Origin of the sequence: Winogradskyella costae (assembly GCF_013403865.1) — a bacterium.
Lineage (GTDB): Bacteria > Bacteroidota > Bacteroidia > Flavobacteriales > Flavobacteriaceae > Winogradskyella > Winogradskyella costae.
In genome coordinates, this window is the sequence record NZ_JABFDK010000001.1 from 105403 (window position 1) to 124415 (window position 19013).

14 protein-coding genes are annotated in these 19013 nt (G+C 33.6%); 9 read left to right on the forward strand and 5 right to left on the reverse strand.

Annotated features, from left to right (window positions below):
- The first annotated feature begins 329 nt into the window (after positions 1-329).
- From HM986_RS00460 to uvrB, 4 genes are all read left to right on the forward strand, one after another.
- Positions 330-2675: a choice-of-anchor L domain-containing protein gene (locus tag HM986_RS00460; protein ID WP_179333121.1), complete on the forward strand. Its 2346-nt coding sequence runs from the start codon at positions 330-332 to the stop codon at positions 2673-2675.
- Positions 2676-3110: 435 nt separating this feature from the next.
- Positions 3111-5417 (forward strand): T9SS type B sorting domain-containing protein, encoded by a 2307-nt coding sequence (locus HM986_RS00465; protein WP_179333122.1) that lies wholly within the window; start codon positions 3111-3113, stop codon positions 5415-5417.
- A gap of 35 nt (positions 5418-5452) precedes the next feature.
- Entirely contained in the window at positions 5453-8383 is a 2931-nt protein-coding gene (locus tag HM986_RS00470) for a T9SS type B sorting domain-containing protein (protein ID WP_179333123.1), read from the forward strand.
- 156 nt (positions 8384-8539) lie between these two features.
- Entirely contained in the window at positions 8540-10543 is a 2004-nt protein-coding gene (uvrB, locus tag HM986_RS00475; RefSeq protein WP_179333124.1) for an excinuclease ABC subunit UvrB, read from the forward strand.
- A 109-nt stretch (positions 10544-10652) separates the two neighbouring features.
- Here uvrB and HM986_RS00480 read toward each other — a convergent pair whose 3' ends face one another.
- Positions 10653-11054 (reverse strand): TerB family tellurite resistance protein, encoded by a 402-nt coding sequence (locus HM986_RS00480; protein ID WP_179333125.1) that lies wholly within the window; start codon positions 11052-11054, stop codon positions 10653-10655.
- A gap of 625 nt (positions 11055-11679) precedes the next feature.
- Between HM986_RS00480 and HM986_RS00485 the strand changes: the two genes are divergently transcribed.
- Positions 11680-11934, forward strand: a complete 255-nt coding sequence (locus HM986_RS00485; protein ID WP_115817394.1) for a DUF1456 family protein — start codon at positions 11680-11682, stop codon at positions 11932-11934.
- A gap of 81 nt (positions 11935-12015) precedes the next feature.
- Here the strand turns inward: HM986_RS00485 and sucC are convergent, their stop codons facing one another.
- Both sucC and HM986_RS00495 read right to left on the reverse strand, forming a co-directional pair.
- Positions 12016-13206, reverse strand: a complete 1191-nt coding sequence (sucC, locus tag HM986_RS00490) for an ADP-forming succinate--CoA ligase subunit beta (protein ID WP_179333126.1) — start codon at positions 13204-13206, stop codon at positions 12016-12018.
- 140 nt (positions 13207-13346) lie between these two features.
- The gene (locus HM986_RS00495; RefSeq protein ID WP_179333127.1) at positions 13347-14003 is read right to left on the reverse strand and encodes a hypothetical protein; all 657 of its coding nucleotides are present in this window, start codon (positions 14001-14003) and stop codon (positions 13347-13349) included.
- 237 nt (positions 14004-14240) lie between these two features.
- Here HM986_RS00495 and lysA point away from each other — a divergent pair, with 237 nt between their 5' ends.
- The 4 genes from lysA (at position 14241) to HM986_RS17665 (ending at position 17387) form a co-directional block, all read left to right on the forward strand.
- Complete coding sequence (gene lysA, locus HM986_RS00500) at positions 14241-15446, forward strand: diaminopimelate decarboxylase (protein WP_179333128.1); 1206 nt, start codon at positions 14241-14243, stop codon at positions 15444-15446.
- 90 nt (positions 15447-15536) lie between these two features.
- On the forward strand, positions 15537-16547 hold the full coding sequence (locus tag HM986_RS00505) for an AI-2E family transporter (RefSeq protein WP_179333129.1): 1011 nt from the start codon (positions 15537-15539) through the stop codon (positions 16545-16547).
- Between the two features lie 97 nt (positions 16548-16644).
- The gene (locus tag HM986_RS17635; protein WP_218841373.1) at positions 16645-16968 is read left to right on the forward strand and encodes a hypothetical protein; all 324 of its coding nucleotides are present in this window, start codon (positions 16645-16647) and stop codon (positions 16966-16968) included.
- Between the two features lie 281 nt (positions 16969-17249).
- Positions 17250-17387: a hypothetical protein gene (locus tag HM986_RS17665; RefSeq protein ID WP_246288436.1), complete on the forward strand. Its 138-nt coding sequence runs from the start codon at positions 17250-17252 to the stop codon at positions 17385-17387.
- Between the two features lie 102 nt (positions 17388-17489).
- Here the strand turns inward: HM986_RS17665 and HM986_RS00520 are convergent, their stop codons facing one another.
- The gene (locus HM986_RS00520; protein ID WP_179333130.1) at positions 17490-18017 is read right to left on the reverse strand and encodes a hypothetical protein; all 528 of its coding nucleotides are present in this window, start codon (positions 18015-18017) and stop codon (positions 17490-17492) included.
- A 43-nt stretch (positions 18018-18060) separates the two neighbouring features.
- Positions 18061-18939 carry a PPK2 family polyphosphate kinase gene (locus tag HM986_RS00525; RefSeq protein WP_179333131.1) on the reverse strand — a complete coding sequence of 293 codons (879 nt, stop codon included), beginning with the start codon at positions 18937-18939 and terminating at the stop codon, positions 18061-18063.
- Positions 18940-19013: the final 74 nt, after the last annotated feature.

Sequence of the window (19013 nt, forward strand, 5' to 3'; positions counted from 1 at the left end):
AAATATAACTTCCAATCTTAATTTTAAAATATCCCCTCACGTCTTAGTAAAGGGATATTTTATATTTAAAAATAGGCTTTTCATTCTTATAGAAAACTACACACATTATTAAATTAAAACGCTCTAATATAAAACAGTAATCATATATACAATAATTTGCCTACCGAGGACTATTAGTTTTTAGCAGAAATTAAACAAGGTTCTCATGGTTCTGAAGCGAAAGGTCACTTTACGCTTCATCGTTAATAAAAACATATCATCTTTTTTAACATCTTATTTGAATTTAGATAATTCTTTGTAGTGTATCTTTGCAGTCCCTTAAAACAAAAATGAAGCAAATACTACTTGCTATTGCCCTTTTTTTTTCTCTATTGAATTATGCTCAAAATATTTCAGTAGATAGTCAGACATATACGGCTCAACAACTTATAGAAAATGTTTTAATTGATAGTGACTGTATAGACAACGTTACAGTAACCAATGTTGTTGGTGGTGATTTTGGAGGTTCGGATCAAAGCTATGGATATTTTGACGCTACAGGTACTAGTTTTCCTTTTGAAAGTGGTGTTGTTTTAAGCACAGGACGATTAAATAATGTACCTGGACCAAATAACACTTTAAGTGATGATAACGCTCCTAATTGGATTGGAGATGGTGATCTGGAAAATGCTTTAAACGAATCTGGTACAATAAACGCTACTATTTTAGAATTTGAATTTACCTCAGTTGCATCGCAGATTAGTTTTAGATACCTTTTTGCTTCAGAAGAGTACCAAGAAAATAATTCGAATACCTGTAGGTATTCTGATTTATTCGGTTTTTTAATTAGACCTACAATCGGACAACAAGCTTATGAAAATATAGCGTTAGTACCAAATACAGACACACCTGTTAAAGTGACTACGGTAATGCCAGGAGTTCAAGGTAGTTGTCCACCAGAAAACGAAACCTATTTTGGAAGTTATAACGCTAGTAATGCACCTATAAATTTTAATGGGCAGACTGCTATTTTAACCGCTACAGCTAACGTTATACCAAACACAACTTACCATGTTAAATTGGTTATTGCTGATGAACAGAATTTCAGATACGACTCTGCAGTTTTTTTAGAGGCTAGTAGTTTTGAACTCTCTACAAATATAGGACCAGACTTACTTCTCGCAACAAACAATGCACTTTGTGAAGGTGAAACACTAGAACTTAATGCATTGCAAGAGGAGCAAAACACTTATGAATGGTTTAAAGATGGTGTTCTAGTTCAAAGTGCCTCTGGCTGTACAATTTGTGAAACTTACACCGTTACAGAGGCTGGCACCTATATAGTTGAAGTTACCTTAGCTAATGGTTGTATTTCTTATGGGGAAGTTATAATTGAATATGCCCTCTTACCTATAGCCACTAATTCTGTTTTAATTGAATGTGACAGTAACCAAGATGGGTTAACACTTTATGATTTATCCGATGCTACTTCGGATTTAACCAGTGCCAACCAAGACTCATATATTGATCAGTTTTTCTTCTCAGAAGCTGAGGCTTTAGCAAATATAAATCCAATTACAAATCCTGATGCGTTTCTAAACACAACACCATTTCAAACGGTTTATGTAAGAATCATAAACAGAGCGGATTGTTTAGAGATTGCTGAGTTAGAATTACAAACCTCAAATAACACCATATCCATTCCTAATTTAAAAGGTTGTGATGGAGAGCTTATAGACGGCTTCACTACTTTTAATTTGTCTGAGATTCAGAACTCTATTCAAAATCAAATTCCGACAAATGCAGTTGTTCGTTATTTTGAAACGGAAGAAGATGCTTTGAATAACACTAATCAACTGTCTATTAATTTTGAAAACACTGAAGCATATACCCAAACTATTTTTGTAAAAATCACAAATAACAATCAGTGTTATGGTATTTCTACAGTTAACCTCGATGTCCTTTATACTCCGCTTTTAAAACCTGATGAAACGGTATTATATTGTCTAAATACTTTTCCGGAACCACTCACAATATATGGTGGTGTGCTAAATGATTTACCGAATAATTATTATTACGAATGGCAATTTAATGGGATTGCGACATCAAACACCACTTTGTTTTATGAGGTTACAGAACCTGGGGTTTATACGGTGATTGTTACGGACCCTAATGGTTGTTCTGCGAGCAGAACAATTACAGTTTTAGCCTCAGAATTAGCCACTATAGATAATGTTAGCGTTGTAGGTGTTGCTCCTAATAATGTGGTAACTATTACACTTTCAGGTGACGGGAATTATGAAATCGCGATAGATGATATCGATGGATTTTATCAAGATGATTTCGTTTTCACAAATGTTTCAAAAGGCTTTCATACGGTTTATATAAGAGATAAAAATGGTTGTGGTAATCAAGAAGAAATAATTTCGGTTTTAGGTTTCCCAAAGTTTTTTACTCCCAATGGAGATAACGATAATCCTACTTGGCAAGTTATTGGTACTGCAGCTCAATTCAATCAAATAGAATCTATTCAGATTTTTAACCGTTATGGTAAATTGATAACGCTACTTACAAATTCAAATCGTAGTTGGAATGGCATGTTAAAAGGAAAACTACTTCCAAGTGATGATTATTGGTTTATCGCTAATTTCTATGATGGCAAAACTTATGCTGGTCATTTTGCTTTGCGTAGGTAAATCATTGTTAACCTTCTCTTTTTTAAATCCCACCTTATTACAGATAATACCTTTTCTTATTGGCGTAAACATAAGCTTATTATTTTACCCTAATTTTTTCGGTAGACTTATAAAAGTTATAATTATAGATTTATAACGACACCATTACTACTAACTCTAAGTTCATACCTTATTTTTTAGATACTTATAGATAATAAAAATCATACTTAAAATTAAAAACCATAAACCGAGCTACTAAATTTGGGTGTAAATCGTTAAACATCTGCTTCCTTTTGTACTAGAAATAATATCCTTCACATTTTGAGTTATCACTTAATCTTCTATTTTTGTGATAACTAACTCAACCTTTATTTGAGCAAGAATTAACGTAACTATTACTTAACAAATGGAAGTAATATATTACATATTTTTGCCCACTATTTTTACATCAACTACATGAAGAATTATTCGCTTTTACTGTTACCCCTCGTCTTAATTTTAAACAGTTTTTTTTTAATTAACACTCCCAATTACGCATCTTATAATACTGAGAACATTGCTTGTCCGGCGCCGATAATAAACACATTTAATCCTTTAAGCGGACCTGAAAATACAGAAATTACAGTTAATGGAAGTAATTTCAATACCTTGGCCACAGTCGATTTTAACGGTATTAATGCGGTATTTACAATTCTAAGTGATACTGAAATTGCTATTAATGTTCCTTCTGGAATTGCTTCAACATCTAACATAACACTCACAACTTCTGGTGGCTGTGATACCACAACGCCCTCGAGTTTCTCCTTACTAAATTCTGATTGTAATTCTGCAGATGAGATTTACATCTCAGAAGTTTATGACTCTGATGGAGGAAGTTATGGTGTAATAGAAATCTATAATCCAACTAATGCTACTATAAACTTAGATACAGTTTACGAAGTGCAACGTTTTGGAGATATCGGTAATGCTGCCCCAAGCGCTACGATTCTATTAGAAGGCACTATTGCGCCTCTTAGCACCTATATTATTGAAATGGGTAACACAGGTAATACTTGTAGTGGCTTAACGGCTGGTGTATCGATTAATGCTGGTATTAACGAAGATGATGAAATTAAATTAGTGAAAAATGGGGTTGTCATCGATGTAATGTTTACAGATAATGAAATTGGTTACAGTTTTATTAGAAACGCAGATTCATCTGCACCGAGTACAGCATTTAACCTTAACGAGTGGTTATTGTTAGAAGATGAAGATTGCTCTAATTTAGGAGCTCATACGGCTAATGGTGGTAGTTCTACTCCAAATATTACACATCCTAACAGTCAAGATATTTGTGAAAACGGTACAGCTACTTTTTCTGTGTCTGTAGATAACGGATCATATACTTACCAATGGCTTGTTCTTAATAGTGCTGGAAACTGGGTTAACGTCACTAACGACAGTAATTATTCTGGAGCGACAACAAATACATTAACCATTACAAATACACCTGCGAGTTTTAATGATTTTCAATACTACTGTATGATATCATCTGCCGGTTGTAATCTGGTTTCGAACGCTGCTCAACTTGAAGTTTCAAATCCTGAAGTTGATACCTTATCCAACCAAACGGTGTGTTCTAACTACACCTTACCTGCTTTAACTAACGGGGATTATTATACAGGAACTAACGGAACTGGTACTCAACTTAACGCTGGAGATGTTATTACATCGTCTCAAACAATCTATATTTATAATGTTTCTGGTACCGCGCCAAACACTTGCCAAAATGAATCTAGCTTTAGCATTTCTATTAGTGGAAATCCACTTGTAAGTGTCATAGCCAATCAAACTGTTTGTTCTGAATATGTGTTACCAAGTATCACTAATGGAAATTATTTTACAGGTGCAAATGGAAGTGGTTCACCTTTAAATGCAGGAGATGTTATATCTGCCTCACAAACGATTTACATTTATAATGAAGCCGGAACAGCTCCTAATATTTGTACCAACGAAAGTAGTTTTGATGTAAGTGTAACTGGAACTCCAAATGTGGATATACTTTCTGACGTTTCAATTTGTTCAGAGTTTATTTTACCTAACCTTACGGATGGCAATTATTTTACAGAAACCAACGGAGCAGGAACGCAACTTAATGCTGGCGCTAGTATTTCAACATCGCAAACCATCTTTATTTATAATGAAATTGGTACAAATCCAGATACTTGTAGTAACGAAAGTAGCTTTGATATTGCCATCTACCCTTCTACAGATTTCATACTATCAGATTCAAACATTGCAATCAATGGAAGTTCTGCAACGATAACAATGACCGATACTTCTATCGATTACGAATATGCTATTGATGGGACTAGTTTTCAAAGTGAAAATACGTTTACAAATATTTCTGAAGGTACACATACCTTGTATGTACAAGATGCTAATGGTTGTATTATTAAATCTATCGATTTTGAAACCACAACGTCAACCATTGAGTTAATTATACCAAATGGGTTTTCACCGAATAATGATACTAAGAACGATTGGTTTAACATTCAAGGTTTATATGATGTTTACACTAATCATAAATTAGAAATCTATAACCGCTACGGAACTTTAATTTTTGAAGGAAACAATAGTAATAAATGGTTCGGAATAGCAAATAAAGGCTTAATGTACACGGATAAAGTGTTACCAGTAGGAACTTACTTTTATGTTTTATATTTAAATGAACCTAACACAGATTCTAAACCTTTTACGGGTTGGGTTTATCTTAATAAATAAAACCAATTATTTTTTTCACCGTTAATTTTGAAGCAATGAAACGCATTAATTTATTAATTCACTTTACCTACCTCTTAAGTTTAATCATTATTACGAATGCTTATGCCACAGTAAATACCGATATTATAGAGGGTAATAGTTTTTGTCCTGCTCCAATAATTAATGCCTTTACACCTGCTAATGGTCCAGAAAACACATTAATTACGATCAACGGGAGTAACTTTAATGATGCTGCTTCTGTATCCGTTGATGGAATTAATACCAGCTTCACCATAATAAGTGATTCTCAAATCACAGCACTTATACCTGCTGGTGCAATTGATACTTCTAGCATTTCGATTGTAAGTAATGGTGGCTGTACAGGAAGTTCGTCCACTGATTTTACCGTGTTAGAATCGTCATGTAGTGTTAGTGAAATTTATTTTTCTGAACTATATGATGCACAGAGTGGTGCATTTGGAATTATTGAACTTTACAATCCAACAAATACAACTGTAAACTTAGATGGAGTTTATGAAATTTTCAGATATGGAAATATTGGTGAACCTGATGCTACAGCCACCATTATATCTTTAACAGGCTCAATCTCGCCACTAAGCACTTTTATTATTCAAAGTGATGGTCCTGATCCGTGCACTGGATTCTCTATAGATTTTACTTTAGACGCTGGATTTAATGATAATGATGAATTTAAGCTTAAAAAAAATGGCATTGTTATAGACAATGTTCAAGCCATTGATGAGAGAGGTTATACTATAATTAGAAATGCAGATGCTGTTGCACCTTCAAGTACTTTTGAAACCAACGATTGGTATAATGATGGTAGTGAAGACTGCAGCGATATTGGGTCTCATACCGTAAATACATCAAGCACCTCGCCTAACATTACCCATCCACTTTCGCAAGACATATGTGAAAATGGGAATACTTCTTTTTCAGTTTCAGTAGATATGGGCTCATACACTTACCAATGGATGATCCTTAATAGTTCTGGAAATTGGGTAAATGTCACTAACAACAGTAATTACGCTGGTGCATCATCTAATACTTTAACGATTTCTAACGCACCCTCTAGTTTCAATGGGTATCAATACCATTGTATTATAACCTCTACCGATTGTGATTTAGTATCAAATGCAGTTCAACTTCAAGTTTTTAACCCAACTGTAGATGTTTTTTCAAATCAAAGCGTATGCTCGGACTACACCTTACCGGCTTTAACTGACGGAGACTATTATACCGCAACTAATGCCAGTGGCACACTACTCAACGCTGGTGCTGTTATTTCGACAACACAGACCATTTATATTTATAACGAAATAGGAACAGCTCCTAATACGTGCTCTAATGAAAGTAGCTTCGATGTCACCATTACAGGTGCACCGAACGTGGATACTATTGCGGACCAAGATGTGTGTTCAGATTATACCTTGCCTGCACTAACAGATGGTAATTATTTTACAAGTGCTAATGGTAGTGGATCACAGCTCAATGCAGGTGAAATTATTTCAACAACACAAACCATCTACATTTATAACGAAATAGGAACAGCTCCTGACACATGTTCAAACGAAAGTAATTTTGAAGTTACCGTGAGTGGCACTCCTAATGTAGATACACTTTCTGACCAAACGGAATGTGGATCCTATAGTTTACCAACTCTTATAGACGGTAATTATTTTACAGGTACAAACGGTACAGGAACACCACTTAATGCTGGTTATAGTGTTTTGACTACACAAACCATTTATATTTATGTTGAAATTGGCACAGCTCCAGACACATGTACAAATGAAAGTAGTTTTGAGGTTACAATAACGGGTGCCCCAAATGTCGATGCAATTTCTAATCAAGCTGTTTGTTCAAGCTATACTTTGCCTACCTTAACAGATGGTAATTATTTTACAAGTACGAACGGTACAGGAACACAACTCAATGCTGGCGACATTATTTCAACAACACAAACCATCTACATTTATAATGAAATAGGAACAGCTCCAAATAGTTGTTCAAACGAAAGCAGTTTTGAGGTTACAGTAAGTGGCACTCCAAATGTAGATACGCTTTCGGACCAAGCGGAATGTACATCGTACACATTACCAACACTTACCAATGGAAATTATTTTACAGGCACAAATGGTACAGGTACAGCACTTAATGCAGGTGATAGTATAACGACGTCGCAAACTATTTTTATCTATGATGAAATAGGCACAGCACCAAACGCATGCACCAACGAAAGTAGTTTTGATGTTGCAATAACCGGCATACCAAATGTAGATACACTTAGTAACCAAACTGTTTGTTCAGAATACACATTACCTACATTAACCAATGGCAATTATTTTACTGCAACCAATGGCACAGGAACACAATTAAATGCAGGAAGTGTTATTACAAATTCTCAAACCCTATACATTTATAACGAAATAGGAACAGCACCAAACACCTGTTCTAATGAAAGCAATTTTAACATTACGATTAATGAGGCTATCGATTTTACTTTAGATGAATTTAATATTGTTATAACTGATGGCACACTTACTGTGACCATGACGGATGCCTCTATAGATTACATATTTGCTATAGATGAATCCAATTTCCAAACTTCTAATGTATTCAATAATCTTGGACGAGGTCTACATCAATTATATGTTCAAGACAGTAACGGTTGTATTTTAAAAACGCTCAATTTTGAAATTGAAGTAGATCTTTTTATCCCAGTATTCTTCACTCCAAATAACGATAATGCTCATGATACGTGGACCGTTATTGATCGAAATCGTATTGTAAAAGAGATACTTATTTTCAATAGATATGGTAAGCTTATTAAGCAGTTGATTCCTTCAAATTATTCATGGGACGGCTATTATAATGGAAAAATGCTAGAGTCAAATGATTTCTGGTATTTAATTACTTTAAAAACAGGAGAAGAACTTAGAGGCCATTTTGCTTTAAAACATTAATTAGTGCAATAAATACTTTTAGCAAATAAAGAATATCTATATCAAATAATCTATATAATGGACTTCAAGGCACAAAGCTTGAAGTCCGTTTTATTTTAACGCAATTGTAACGCAGTTCACAATTAAATTATAAGTGCTTTATTGTAACTTTGCATTATGCGATTTAAAATTGAATCTGAATTTAAACCTACTGGTGATCAGCCACAAGCTATAAAAAAACTAGCAAAAGGCATTACTGACAACGAGAAATACCAAACGCTGTTGGGTGTGACAGGTTCTGGTAAAACCTTTACAGTTGCTAATGTTATTGAAGAAGTGCAACGACCAACTTTAGTTTTAGCTCATAATAAAACTTTGGCCGCGCAACTCTACTCAGAATTTAAACAGTTTTTTCCTGAAAATGCTGTTGAGTATTTTGTATCCTACTATGACTACTACCAACCCGAAGCCTATATTCCGGTTTCAGGAGTTTATATTGAGAAAGATTTATCTATCAACGAGGAAATAGAAAAAATGCGCTTAAGCACTACCTCTTCTCTTCTTTCTGGTCGTCGTGATGTAATTGTGATTGCTTCGGTATCTTGTCTATATGGTATTGGGAATCCTGTGGAATTTCAAAAAAACGTTATCTCTATAGAACGTGATCAGGTTATTTCGCGTACTAAACTATTACATCAATTGGTTCAAAGTTTATATTCTAGAACAGAGTCTGAATTTAAAAACGGAAACTTTAGAATAAAAGGTGACACCGTAGATGTGTTTCCTGGTTATGCCGATCATGCGTTTAGAATTCACTTTTTTGGTGATGAAATTGAAGAAATTGAAGCTTTTGATGCCAGGTCTAATGAGATTATAGAGCGCTATGACCGGTTAAATATCTATCCTGCAAACATGTTTGTAACATCGCCGGATGTGTTGAATGGTGCCATAAAAGACATACAAGATGATTTAGTAAAGCAATTTGATTATTTCAAAGAAATAGGTAAACACCTTGAAGCCAAACGATTAAAGGAACGTACCGAATTCGATTTGGAAATGATTCGAGAATTGGGGTATTGTTCTGGTATTGAGAACTATTCAAGATATTTAGACGGTAGATCTCCAGGAACGCGCCCATTTTGTTTATTAGATTATTTTCCGGATGATTTTTTAATGGTGGTTGATGAAAGTCACGTGACCATTTCTCAAGTCCATGCCATGTATGGAGGTGACCGAAGTAGAAAAGTCAATTTAGTTGATTATGGTTTCCGATTACCAGCAGCCATGGATAATAGACCGTTAAAATTTGAGGAATTTGAAGCTCTTCAAAATCAGGTCATATACGTCTCTGCAACTCCTGCTGATTACGAAATGCAAAAAACGGATGGTGTTTATGTAGAGCAAGTCATTCGTCCAACAGGATTATTAGATCCTATTATTGAAGTACGTCCGAGTTTAAATCAGATTGATGATTTAATTGAAGAAATTCAAAATCGCGTTGAAAAAGATGAACGAACTTTAGTCACCACATTGACTAAACGTATGGCGGAAGAATTGACAAAATATTTAACCAGAATTTCAATTCGAACTAGATATATCCATAGTGATGTAGATACTCTAGAACGCGTGGAAATAATGCAAGATTTACGAAAAGGTGTCTTTGATGTTTTGGTAGGTGTCAACTTACTGCGTGAAGGTTTAGACTTACCTGAAGTCTCTTTAGTTGCCATATTAGATGCCGATAAGGAAGGTTTTTTACGTTCAGCACGTTCTTTAACACAAACCGTTGGTAGAGCTGCAAGAAACTTAAATGGGAAAGCGATTATGTATGCTGATAAAATTACGAAGAGCATGCAAAAAACAATGGACGAAACGGAATATCGTCGTGAAAAACAAATTGCATACAACACAAAACATAACCTCGTTCCTAAGGCATTAAACAAGAGTTTAAACAGTGCTTTAACGCAAAACTCTGTAAGCACATACAGAACAGAATTAGACGCACAAATCGCAGCAGAACCAGAAAGTGATTATTTAAATAAAGGGGAATTAGAGAAGAAAATTAGAGAACGCCGTAAATTGATGGAACAAGCTGCAAAAGCTTTAGACTTTTTAGAAGCCGCGCGTTATAGAGATGAAATTACGGCTTATCAGAACAAATTGGAGAAGTTGAAGGTTTAAAAGTGGTCAGTGGTCAGTGGTCAGTAAAAAGTACAAAGTGTAGAGTTTGAAGTGAATTAGTATAATAATTATTCACTATTAACATTCATTCGTTACTTTATTCTTCCGACTAATTGTATTGCACCTTAAATATATCAATCAAAAAATCTGGTGGTACGATTTTATTAGGAAAGCTATCCATTAAGTCTAACACACGATTAATAGACTCATGGCTCAAGCCCATTCTAAGTCCAAAGTTGTGAATTTTCGCCAATTGTTTTGGTGCAACTTTATGATCTAGATTCATTAGCAATACCAATCGGTGAAATTGAACAATACGTTCGCTATGTGACTTTAAGTTTATATAGGTTATGGGATGTTCAATGAGGTATATAAAATCTTCTTTTGAAATCTCTAACTGCTTAGCAATGCTATATAAAAATTTGTATTCAATAGATTTTATATTCTCATCTGTTTGAGCGAATGCAATCATTTCGGAAAGCAAACTTAATTTTTCAACGCGATTAATCATGATTATATGGGGATTAATTTATAGTGTAAAGTTAAAGAGATAGATTATTTTATTGTCGTTGATATAATGTATCTTGTCGAAAAATTAAATGTACTTGGTCGATTTTTTTAAACTTTTGTCACACCAAAACATCATAGAAACAATAAATTTGAAGTATTTACACCTGCCAATATTTGCATTTTTAGCGAACAAAAACATAATTTAAAACACTAGAAAACAACATATTACGCGCTTAACTACAAAATCATCTCAATTAAATTATTTAAAAACTATATGGTTGTAATTACCTACAAATTATAAAATTCTTAAAAATCCTATCCTGTGATTTATAGGCATGAAACATAAAATTTATATGACATCAAAAAAGCCGCTTACAGGAAAACAGATAGTTGATGCATACAGGAATACATTGACAGCTATCATAAATATAATTATTAGGAATAGAACTCTGCAACTCCAAACCCATTAATAACCTTATACCAATGAAAAATAGAGAGGAGAACATAAAGAAAAGCTTTAGGCTAGTTATTTTTGTAAGCTTATCAATGGTTGACTTATAAGGCTAGACCTATCAATAAAAATTAACAAGTTTCAATAAATAAAAGGATCATAAATTTATTATAAAATGACAAATAACGACATATTTAAAAAATTAAGGGTTGCACACAAATTAAGAGATGATGATATCGTAAAAATCCTAGAATTAGTAGATTTTAGAATTTCTAAAAGTGAATTGAACGCGATGTTCAGAAATGAAGATCATCCTAAATACATGGAGTGTGGAGATCAAATACTTCGTAATTTCTTAAATGGTTTAATCATTCATTTACGAGGGCCAATGCCTAAAAAAGGAGAGAAGAAACCTAATACACCAAAATAAAAAAAAGAGCAACAGTTAATGTTGCTCTTTTTGATTTATGTCAATACCTGTCAAATTTTGAGAACCCGACTAAAGTAATGTTTATCCTAAAACTTGTTGCACCTTATCAGCTGCTTCTTGGAATTCAGTTGCACTCATAACATCCAATCCAGAATTATCAATTAATTCTTTAGCGATATCTGCATTTGTTCCTTGTAAACGTACGATGATTGGTACAGTAATATTACCCATGTTTTTATAAGCATCAATGACACCTTGTGCAACACGATCACATCTTACAATTCCTCCAAAAATGTTAATTAAGATTGCTTTTACAGCAGGATCTTTTAATATGATTTTGAAAGCTGCTTCTACTCTAGCCGCATCAGCAGTACCACCAACATCTAAAAAGTTAGCTGGCTCACCACCCGCTTGCTTAATTAAATCCATTGTTGCCATTGCTAAACCAGCACCATTTACCATACAACCAACGTTTCCGTCTAAGTCTACATAGTTTAAGCCTAAAGCACCTGCTTCAACCTCAATTTGGTTTTCCTCACGTAAATCACGTAATTCAGCTAAATCTCTATGTCTGTATAATGCGTTTGCATCTAAAGTTACTTTAGCATCAACAGCCATTATTTTGCTGTCACTAGTTTTTAAAACTGGGTTAATTTCAAATAATGATGCATCCGATTTATCATAAGCGGTATATAAAGCCGTTACAAATTTTGTCATTTCTTTAAAAGCTGTACCAGATAAACCTAAGTTAAACGCGATACGACGCGCTTGAAAAGGTAAAATCCCTGTTGCAGGATCAATTTCTTCGTTATGTATTAATTCTGGAGTTTCTTCAGCAACCGTTTCAATATCCATTCCACCTTCTGTAGAATATACAATCATGTTCCTTCCTGTAGCACGATTTAATAAAACAGACATATAGTATTCATTCGGCTCACTTTCACCTGGATAATAAACATCTTCTGCAACTAAAACTTGATGAACACGTTTTCCTTCTGCAGAAGTTTGAGGTGTTACCAAATCCATTCCTATGATTTGTCCTGCAATTTCTTCAACTTCCTTAAGGTTTTTAGCCAACTTAACGCCACCACCTTTTCCACGTCCACCTGCATGAACTTGTGCTTTTATAACATGCCAACCTGTTTCAGTTTCAGCTGTTAATTGCTTTGCTGCATCAACAGCTTCTTTAGCACTTTGAGCTACAATTCCACGTTGAATTCGTACCCCAAAACTGCTTAATAATTCTTTTCCTTGATATTCGTGTAAATTCATTTTTAATCAGAAATTTATTGGTCCAACAAAAATAAGCATACTAATAGTTTCTACCAATAGTTTTTAAAATTGATTTGACCTTAATACCTTACCCTTTTTAAATTAGTAGCACTCAGTTGAGAATGAAATTTAGATATTAGTTAGTCTATTAATCGTTTTATAGCCGAAAATGCTTTATCTACTAAATGATCCTCAACAACAATCGTAAATTCGTTAGTTGTTGAAACCACTTCATATAAAGTAATGTTTTCCCAAGCTAAACGTTTAAAAATCTGATAATACAAGCCAACTATTTTAGAATTCCCCTTAGGCAAATAAATACTTATCGCAGACAGTTTTTCTTGTAATCCTATTTGATTTTCTTCTTTGAACGCTTTGAGAACACTCTCTTTCTCTGAGGTGGATATAATAATATTACTTTCAAACATGCCTCGTGTAAACGCATAAAAAGTTTGATGATTTTCGCTAATTTTCTCTAAAATTTGAGAATGACTATGTATTAAGGTTTTTGAGTTTTCAAATGTAAAATCACTTAAGTTAGAGCGCACCGTAATATCACCTAATTCATTAAAGGCTTTCTTTAAGCTTTTCGAATTTTCGAGATTTAACGGTTGTTGATAACGGCGCAAGGCCATCATAATAGCTCCGTCTTTTATAGGCTTCCGTAACATTTTAGAAATCGGATCATTCAACTCTTTAGCTAAAGCAGAAAAATTAATAATTTCCTTAGATAAACCTTCCTCTAAAAAAGGACTGGCAACTATAATATCTTGGACACAAGAGGCGATGGTCTTCACACGTTTAAATTTTGATGATTTTAAAGAAACATAATAATAAAATTAAGAACGTATGGAACCACTTCGTTCTCGTATTTAAAGGCTTCAGTATCACTTAAAGAAAATATTTTACTTTTAAATACGTGTTTTGTTTTGTTAACTATTTAACATATTGTGCAAAAGTAGCAATATTTTATCATTTTTATGTTTATTATAGGGATTACATTTATTTTCGCCATCTAACTTTAAGATTAAAAAATGAAAGAGAATACCTTATTACAGATTGCGAAGGATTTTGGAAGTCCCGTTTATGTTTATGATGCCGAAAAAATAGAATTTCAATATAAGCGATTAACAAAAGCGTTTAGTAAGGTAAAAAATCTTAAGCTAAACTATGCCGTTAAAGCATTGTCTAATATTTCTGTTTTAAGATTATTTAATAAGTTGGGATCAGGAATTGATACGGTTTCGATTCAAGAATTACGTTTAGGGTTAAAAGCCGGATTTAAACCAGAGGATATTATCTTTACTCCAAACGGTGTGTCTTTAGAGGAAATTGAAGAAGCTGCAAAATTAGGCGTTCAGATTAATATTGATAATTTGTCTATCCTAGAACAATTTGGAACTAAGCATCCAAAAGTTCCAGTTTGTATTCGAATAAATCCACATGTCATGGCAGGTGGAAATACCAATATTTCTGTTGGACATATCGATAGTAAATTCGGAATTTCAATACATCAGATTCCTCTATTACTTCGTATTGTAGAAAACACAAATATGAATATTAACGGTATTCATATGCATACTGGAAGTGATATTTTAGACATTGATGTCTTTTTATATGCTAGTGAAATATTATTTGAAACTGCGAAAAACTTCAAAACACTGCAATTTATAGATTTTGGTTCCGGATTTAAAGTGCCTTATAAAAAAGGAGATATTGAAACCAATATTGAAGAATTAGGCGAAAAATTATCGCAGCGTTTCAACGAATTCTGTAAAGAATATGGTAAAGATTTAACCTTAGCATTTGAGCCTGGTAAATTTCTAGTAAGTGAAGCTGGTGTATTTTTAGCTAAAGTAAATGTGGTAAAGCAAACTACCTCAACTGTTTTTGCTCAAATCGATTCTGGTTTTAATCATTTAATACGACCAATGTTATACGGATCTCAACATGATATTCTAAACATTTCAAATCCAAAAGGACGCGAACGTTTCTATTCTGTAGTTGGTTATATCTGTGAGACTGATACGTTTGCCAATAATAGACGCATTTCTGAAATCAATGAAAATGATATTTTATGTTTTAAAAATGCAGGTGCTTATTGCTATTCTATGGCTAGCAATTACAACTCGCGTTATAGACCAGCTGAAGTATTACTTTACAAGGGTAAAGCTCACTTAATAAGAAAGCGCGAAACTTTTGATGACATCTTAAATAATCAAGTTGATATGGTCCTATAAATCGACTTAATTGCGTTAATCTTTTTTTGTTTTAGAGTACATTACTATAGCGTTTGCAACTACCTTTGGATAATTGTAAACGCTATAAATATGACTCAAATTCCTCCTAAAATAATTCGTCAAATCTTTGTTTTACTATTAATCCTACTCTTTGGTAGTTTGATTTTTAGTGAAATGTTACCGTATCTGAGTGGTGTTTTAGGAGCGATTACCTTCTACATATTATTAAGGAAATTAATGAAAAAGTTGGTAAATCAATATAATTGGAGACCTACACTGGCTGCAATAGCCTTAATGCTAGGATCCTTCATAGTTATAATGATTCCACTTACTGGTTTTGGAATAATGTTGGGTAACAAAATTTCGGATGTTGCTAGTAATAGTGAAAAAGTTATTGATGCCTTTAAAGATCAGATTAGTAAAATAAAATTTGAAACAGGTATTGATATCAATTCTCAAATTGATACACAAGGCATTACCTCATGGCTTTCTGAAAGTTTACAAAGCATGGCTGGAAACACATTTAACTTACTGATTGCGATAGGTTTAATGTACTTTATGTTGTTTTTTATGCTTACCAATCGCAAAGAACTCAGACAATCCTTACGAGATTACTTGCCTCTGAATAACGATAATGTTAATGAGATCGGTAAAGAAGTGCAAGCCATGGTAAAATCTAACGCTATTGGTATTCCTTTGGTTGCACTAGCTCAAGGTATAATTGCTCTAATTGGTTTTTTGATTTTTGGTGTCGAAGAACCCTTCTTTTGGTTTGTTATAGTAACCATCGGGTCTATGATTCCTTTTATAGGAACATTTATAGGAATTATACCTGTATTTATACTATCCTTATCCTCGGGTAATGCATTTCAAGCATGGGGAATACTAATTTATGGTGTTGTTGTTGTTGGTTTAACAGATAACATTATCAGACTATATGCCTTAAAGCGATTAGATGATGTCCATCCTTTAATCACACTTATTGGTGTAGTAGTCGGTGTCCCTCTATTTGGATTTATAGGGTTAATTTTTGGCCCCTTATTAATCAGCATTTTTATGGCATTAGTTAGAATCTACAAAGAGGAGTACAGCAAGTCTTAAGTGGGTCATTTTTTCAATCCAATTAAATTATAATAATGATAATTAAGCTATTAGCAACTTTGTAGCTCGTTATAATTAATTGAATCAACCTCCTCACATGACGTCAAAATTCAATGCGCTGCCTCAATTCTCACTATTTATTTCATTATTCCTGCTTACTAGCATGCTGTCTTTTACGCAAGGCACAAGGCTACTTTGGCAACCTGATTTAAGTGCAACACATATTACGCATACCTATGGAAGTGATATTTGGGTTTTAGCATTAAATTCTAGCGAAGCTAAACGCATCACTTCTACTTCTGCAAGTGAATCTACCCCTACTTTTCGCCTAATGGTAATTGGATTGCTTTCAGTTCTAATTGAGCTGGCACAAACAATGTGTATATGGTTTCTAAAAACGGAGGAGAACCAAAACGCTTAACGTGGCACCCAAGCAGATCGATCTACTGTTAGAGATTGAACAAACGATGGTAAACATACACGATTTGCTATTAACAAGGAAACTGCTCCACATCCATATAACAGACTTTATACTATTTCAGTTGAAGGTGGCGCACTTCAAATTGGGGAGGCCTGGTAAAATCATCGACACATTATGCACTTATTGATGGTGGAAGTTTAACGGCGCCAGACAACGCTGTATTTGATTCTATAAATAATAAATGGATTGCAGAGAATGAAGGAGTCGCTCCAGATATTAAAGTGAGACAAGATGCAAAAGCATTGTCTAATGGAAAAGATCCCCAACTTGAAAAAGCCATCGAAGAATTAATAAAACAATTAGGTATTAAAAATGAAATTAAAGCACCTCATTTCCCGACACCAATAAAAGGCAACTAAATAACACTATAAAAGGTTTAGATATTGTATTTGCCGAAATCCTTTTCACGATATTTAGGAGTGCGGCTTGTTTTAAAATAAAAAACGATGCCGATTATGAATTTAGGTCCCAATCTTACCCGTAAAATGATTCACTTTAGGATTTATAGGGTTACCTGTAGTCCTTCTATTAATAGCTATTTGACCACAGTGCCAAATTGAATCCGCAATCGGACCGTTAATTTGATTCCAAAATGGAATTTCGCGTTCTCTAATAATAATTTTGTATTGCGAAATATCATCACTCGTTCTTAAAATATCTGCAGCCGTTTTTAAGTTGTGTAAAGTTTTAAATCTCAATTCTAAATAAGACAGTGTCTCTTTTACTTTGCTGTTAGATTGCTTTAAAGTTGAATTTACAATAGTATTCGATAAGTTATAAATATGACTTATCGTTTCTTCTGTAGACTTTCCTTCTTGATTGGCCTTAAATGCTAAATTTTCAGACGTTAAACTATCTGTAGCCCAATAAAATCGAAACCCTAAGGCATCAACCATGCGGGCTGCCATAGTGCCTGCTGTAAACTCTTCTGAAGCTTCAGGTAATTCGTAATATGGAACGTCGTTATTATTTTGAAGGGTACTAGACATGTGAAATTTAATATTAATAGATTCTAAAAATCAGAGTTTAATCTTATTCATTTTCAAGTTGACTCTTGTAAGAATCTATATTCATTTTTTGACTCTCAGGTAATTCTGGCTCCTTAATATCTGTATATTCTTTAAGTGTATCATAAAGTATTTTTGCTACGATATAGCGCGCTGTTGGCTTGTCGTCTGCAGGAAGATTATACCAAGGAGCATGAGGTTTTGATGTTTTATTAATCGCATCTTCATAGCACGTTTGGTAACTATCCCAATGCTCACGCTCGTCTAAATCATCAGGCGAAAACTTCCAATTTTTATTAGGCTTCTCTAAACGTCGTAGTAATCTATTTTTTTGCTCTTCTTTTGAAAGATTCAAAAAGAATTTAAAAATAATGGTACCATTATCGGCAATATGTTTTTCAAAATTATTAATTTGATTGAAGCGCTTGTCCCAAAACGTATCATCGACATCACTGAGCGTTGTTACATTCGGAATATTCTCGTATAATAGATATTCAGGATGTACTCTTGTAACTAATACATTTTCGTAGTGGGTTCTATTAAAAATACCGAATTTACCTCTTGCAGGTAATGCTTTTACATGCCGCCATAGGTAATCGTGTTTTAATTCTAAATCTGTTGGTTTCTTAAAGCTATGCGCTATAATACCTCTAACATTAAACTCTTTGAAAACTTCTCGAATCAAACTATCTTTACCAGCTGTATCCATACCTTGAATACAAAAAAGCACAGAATATTTTCCGTGTGCATACATTCTATTTTGGATATCTGCTAAATCGCGACTAACTTTTCTTAATTCCTTTTCTATCTTCTTTTCACTAGCATCTAAATCGAATGTTGTCGATAAATCTTTAATATTAATTTGAGATGAAATTTTGAAATCTTTTATTTGAACGTCTTTCATAGATTTAAATATAATTTACGATTACTTAAAGTAGCAGAATCATTATTCTAATTTACTCTTAATTTTGCCTCTAG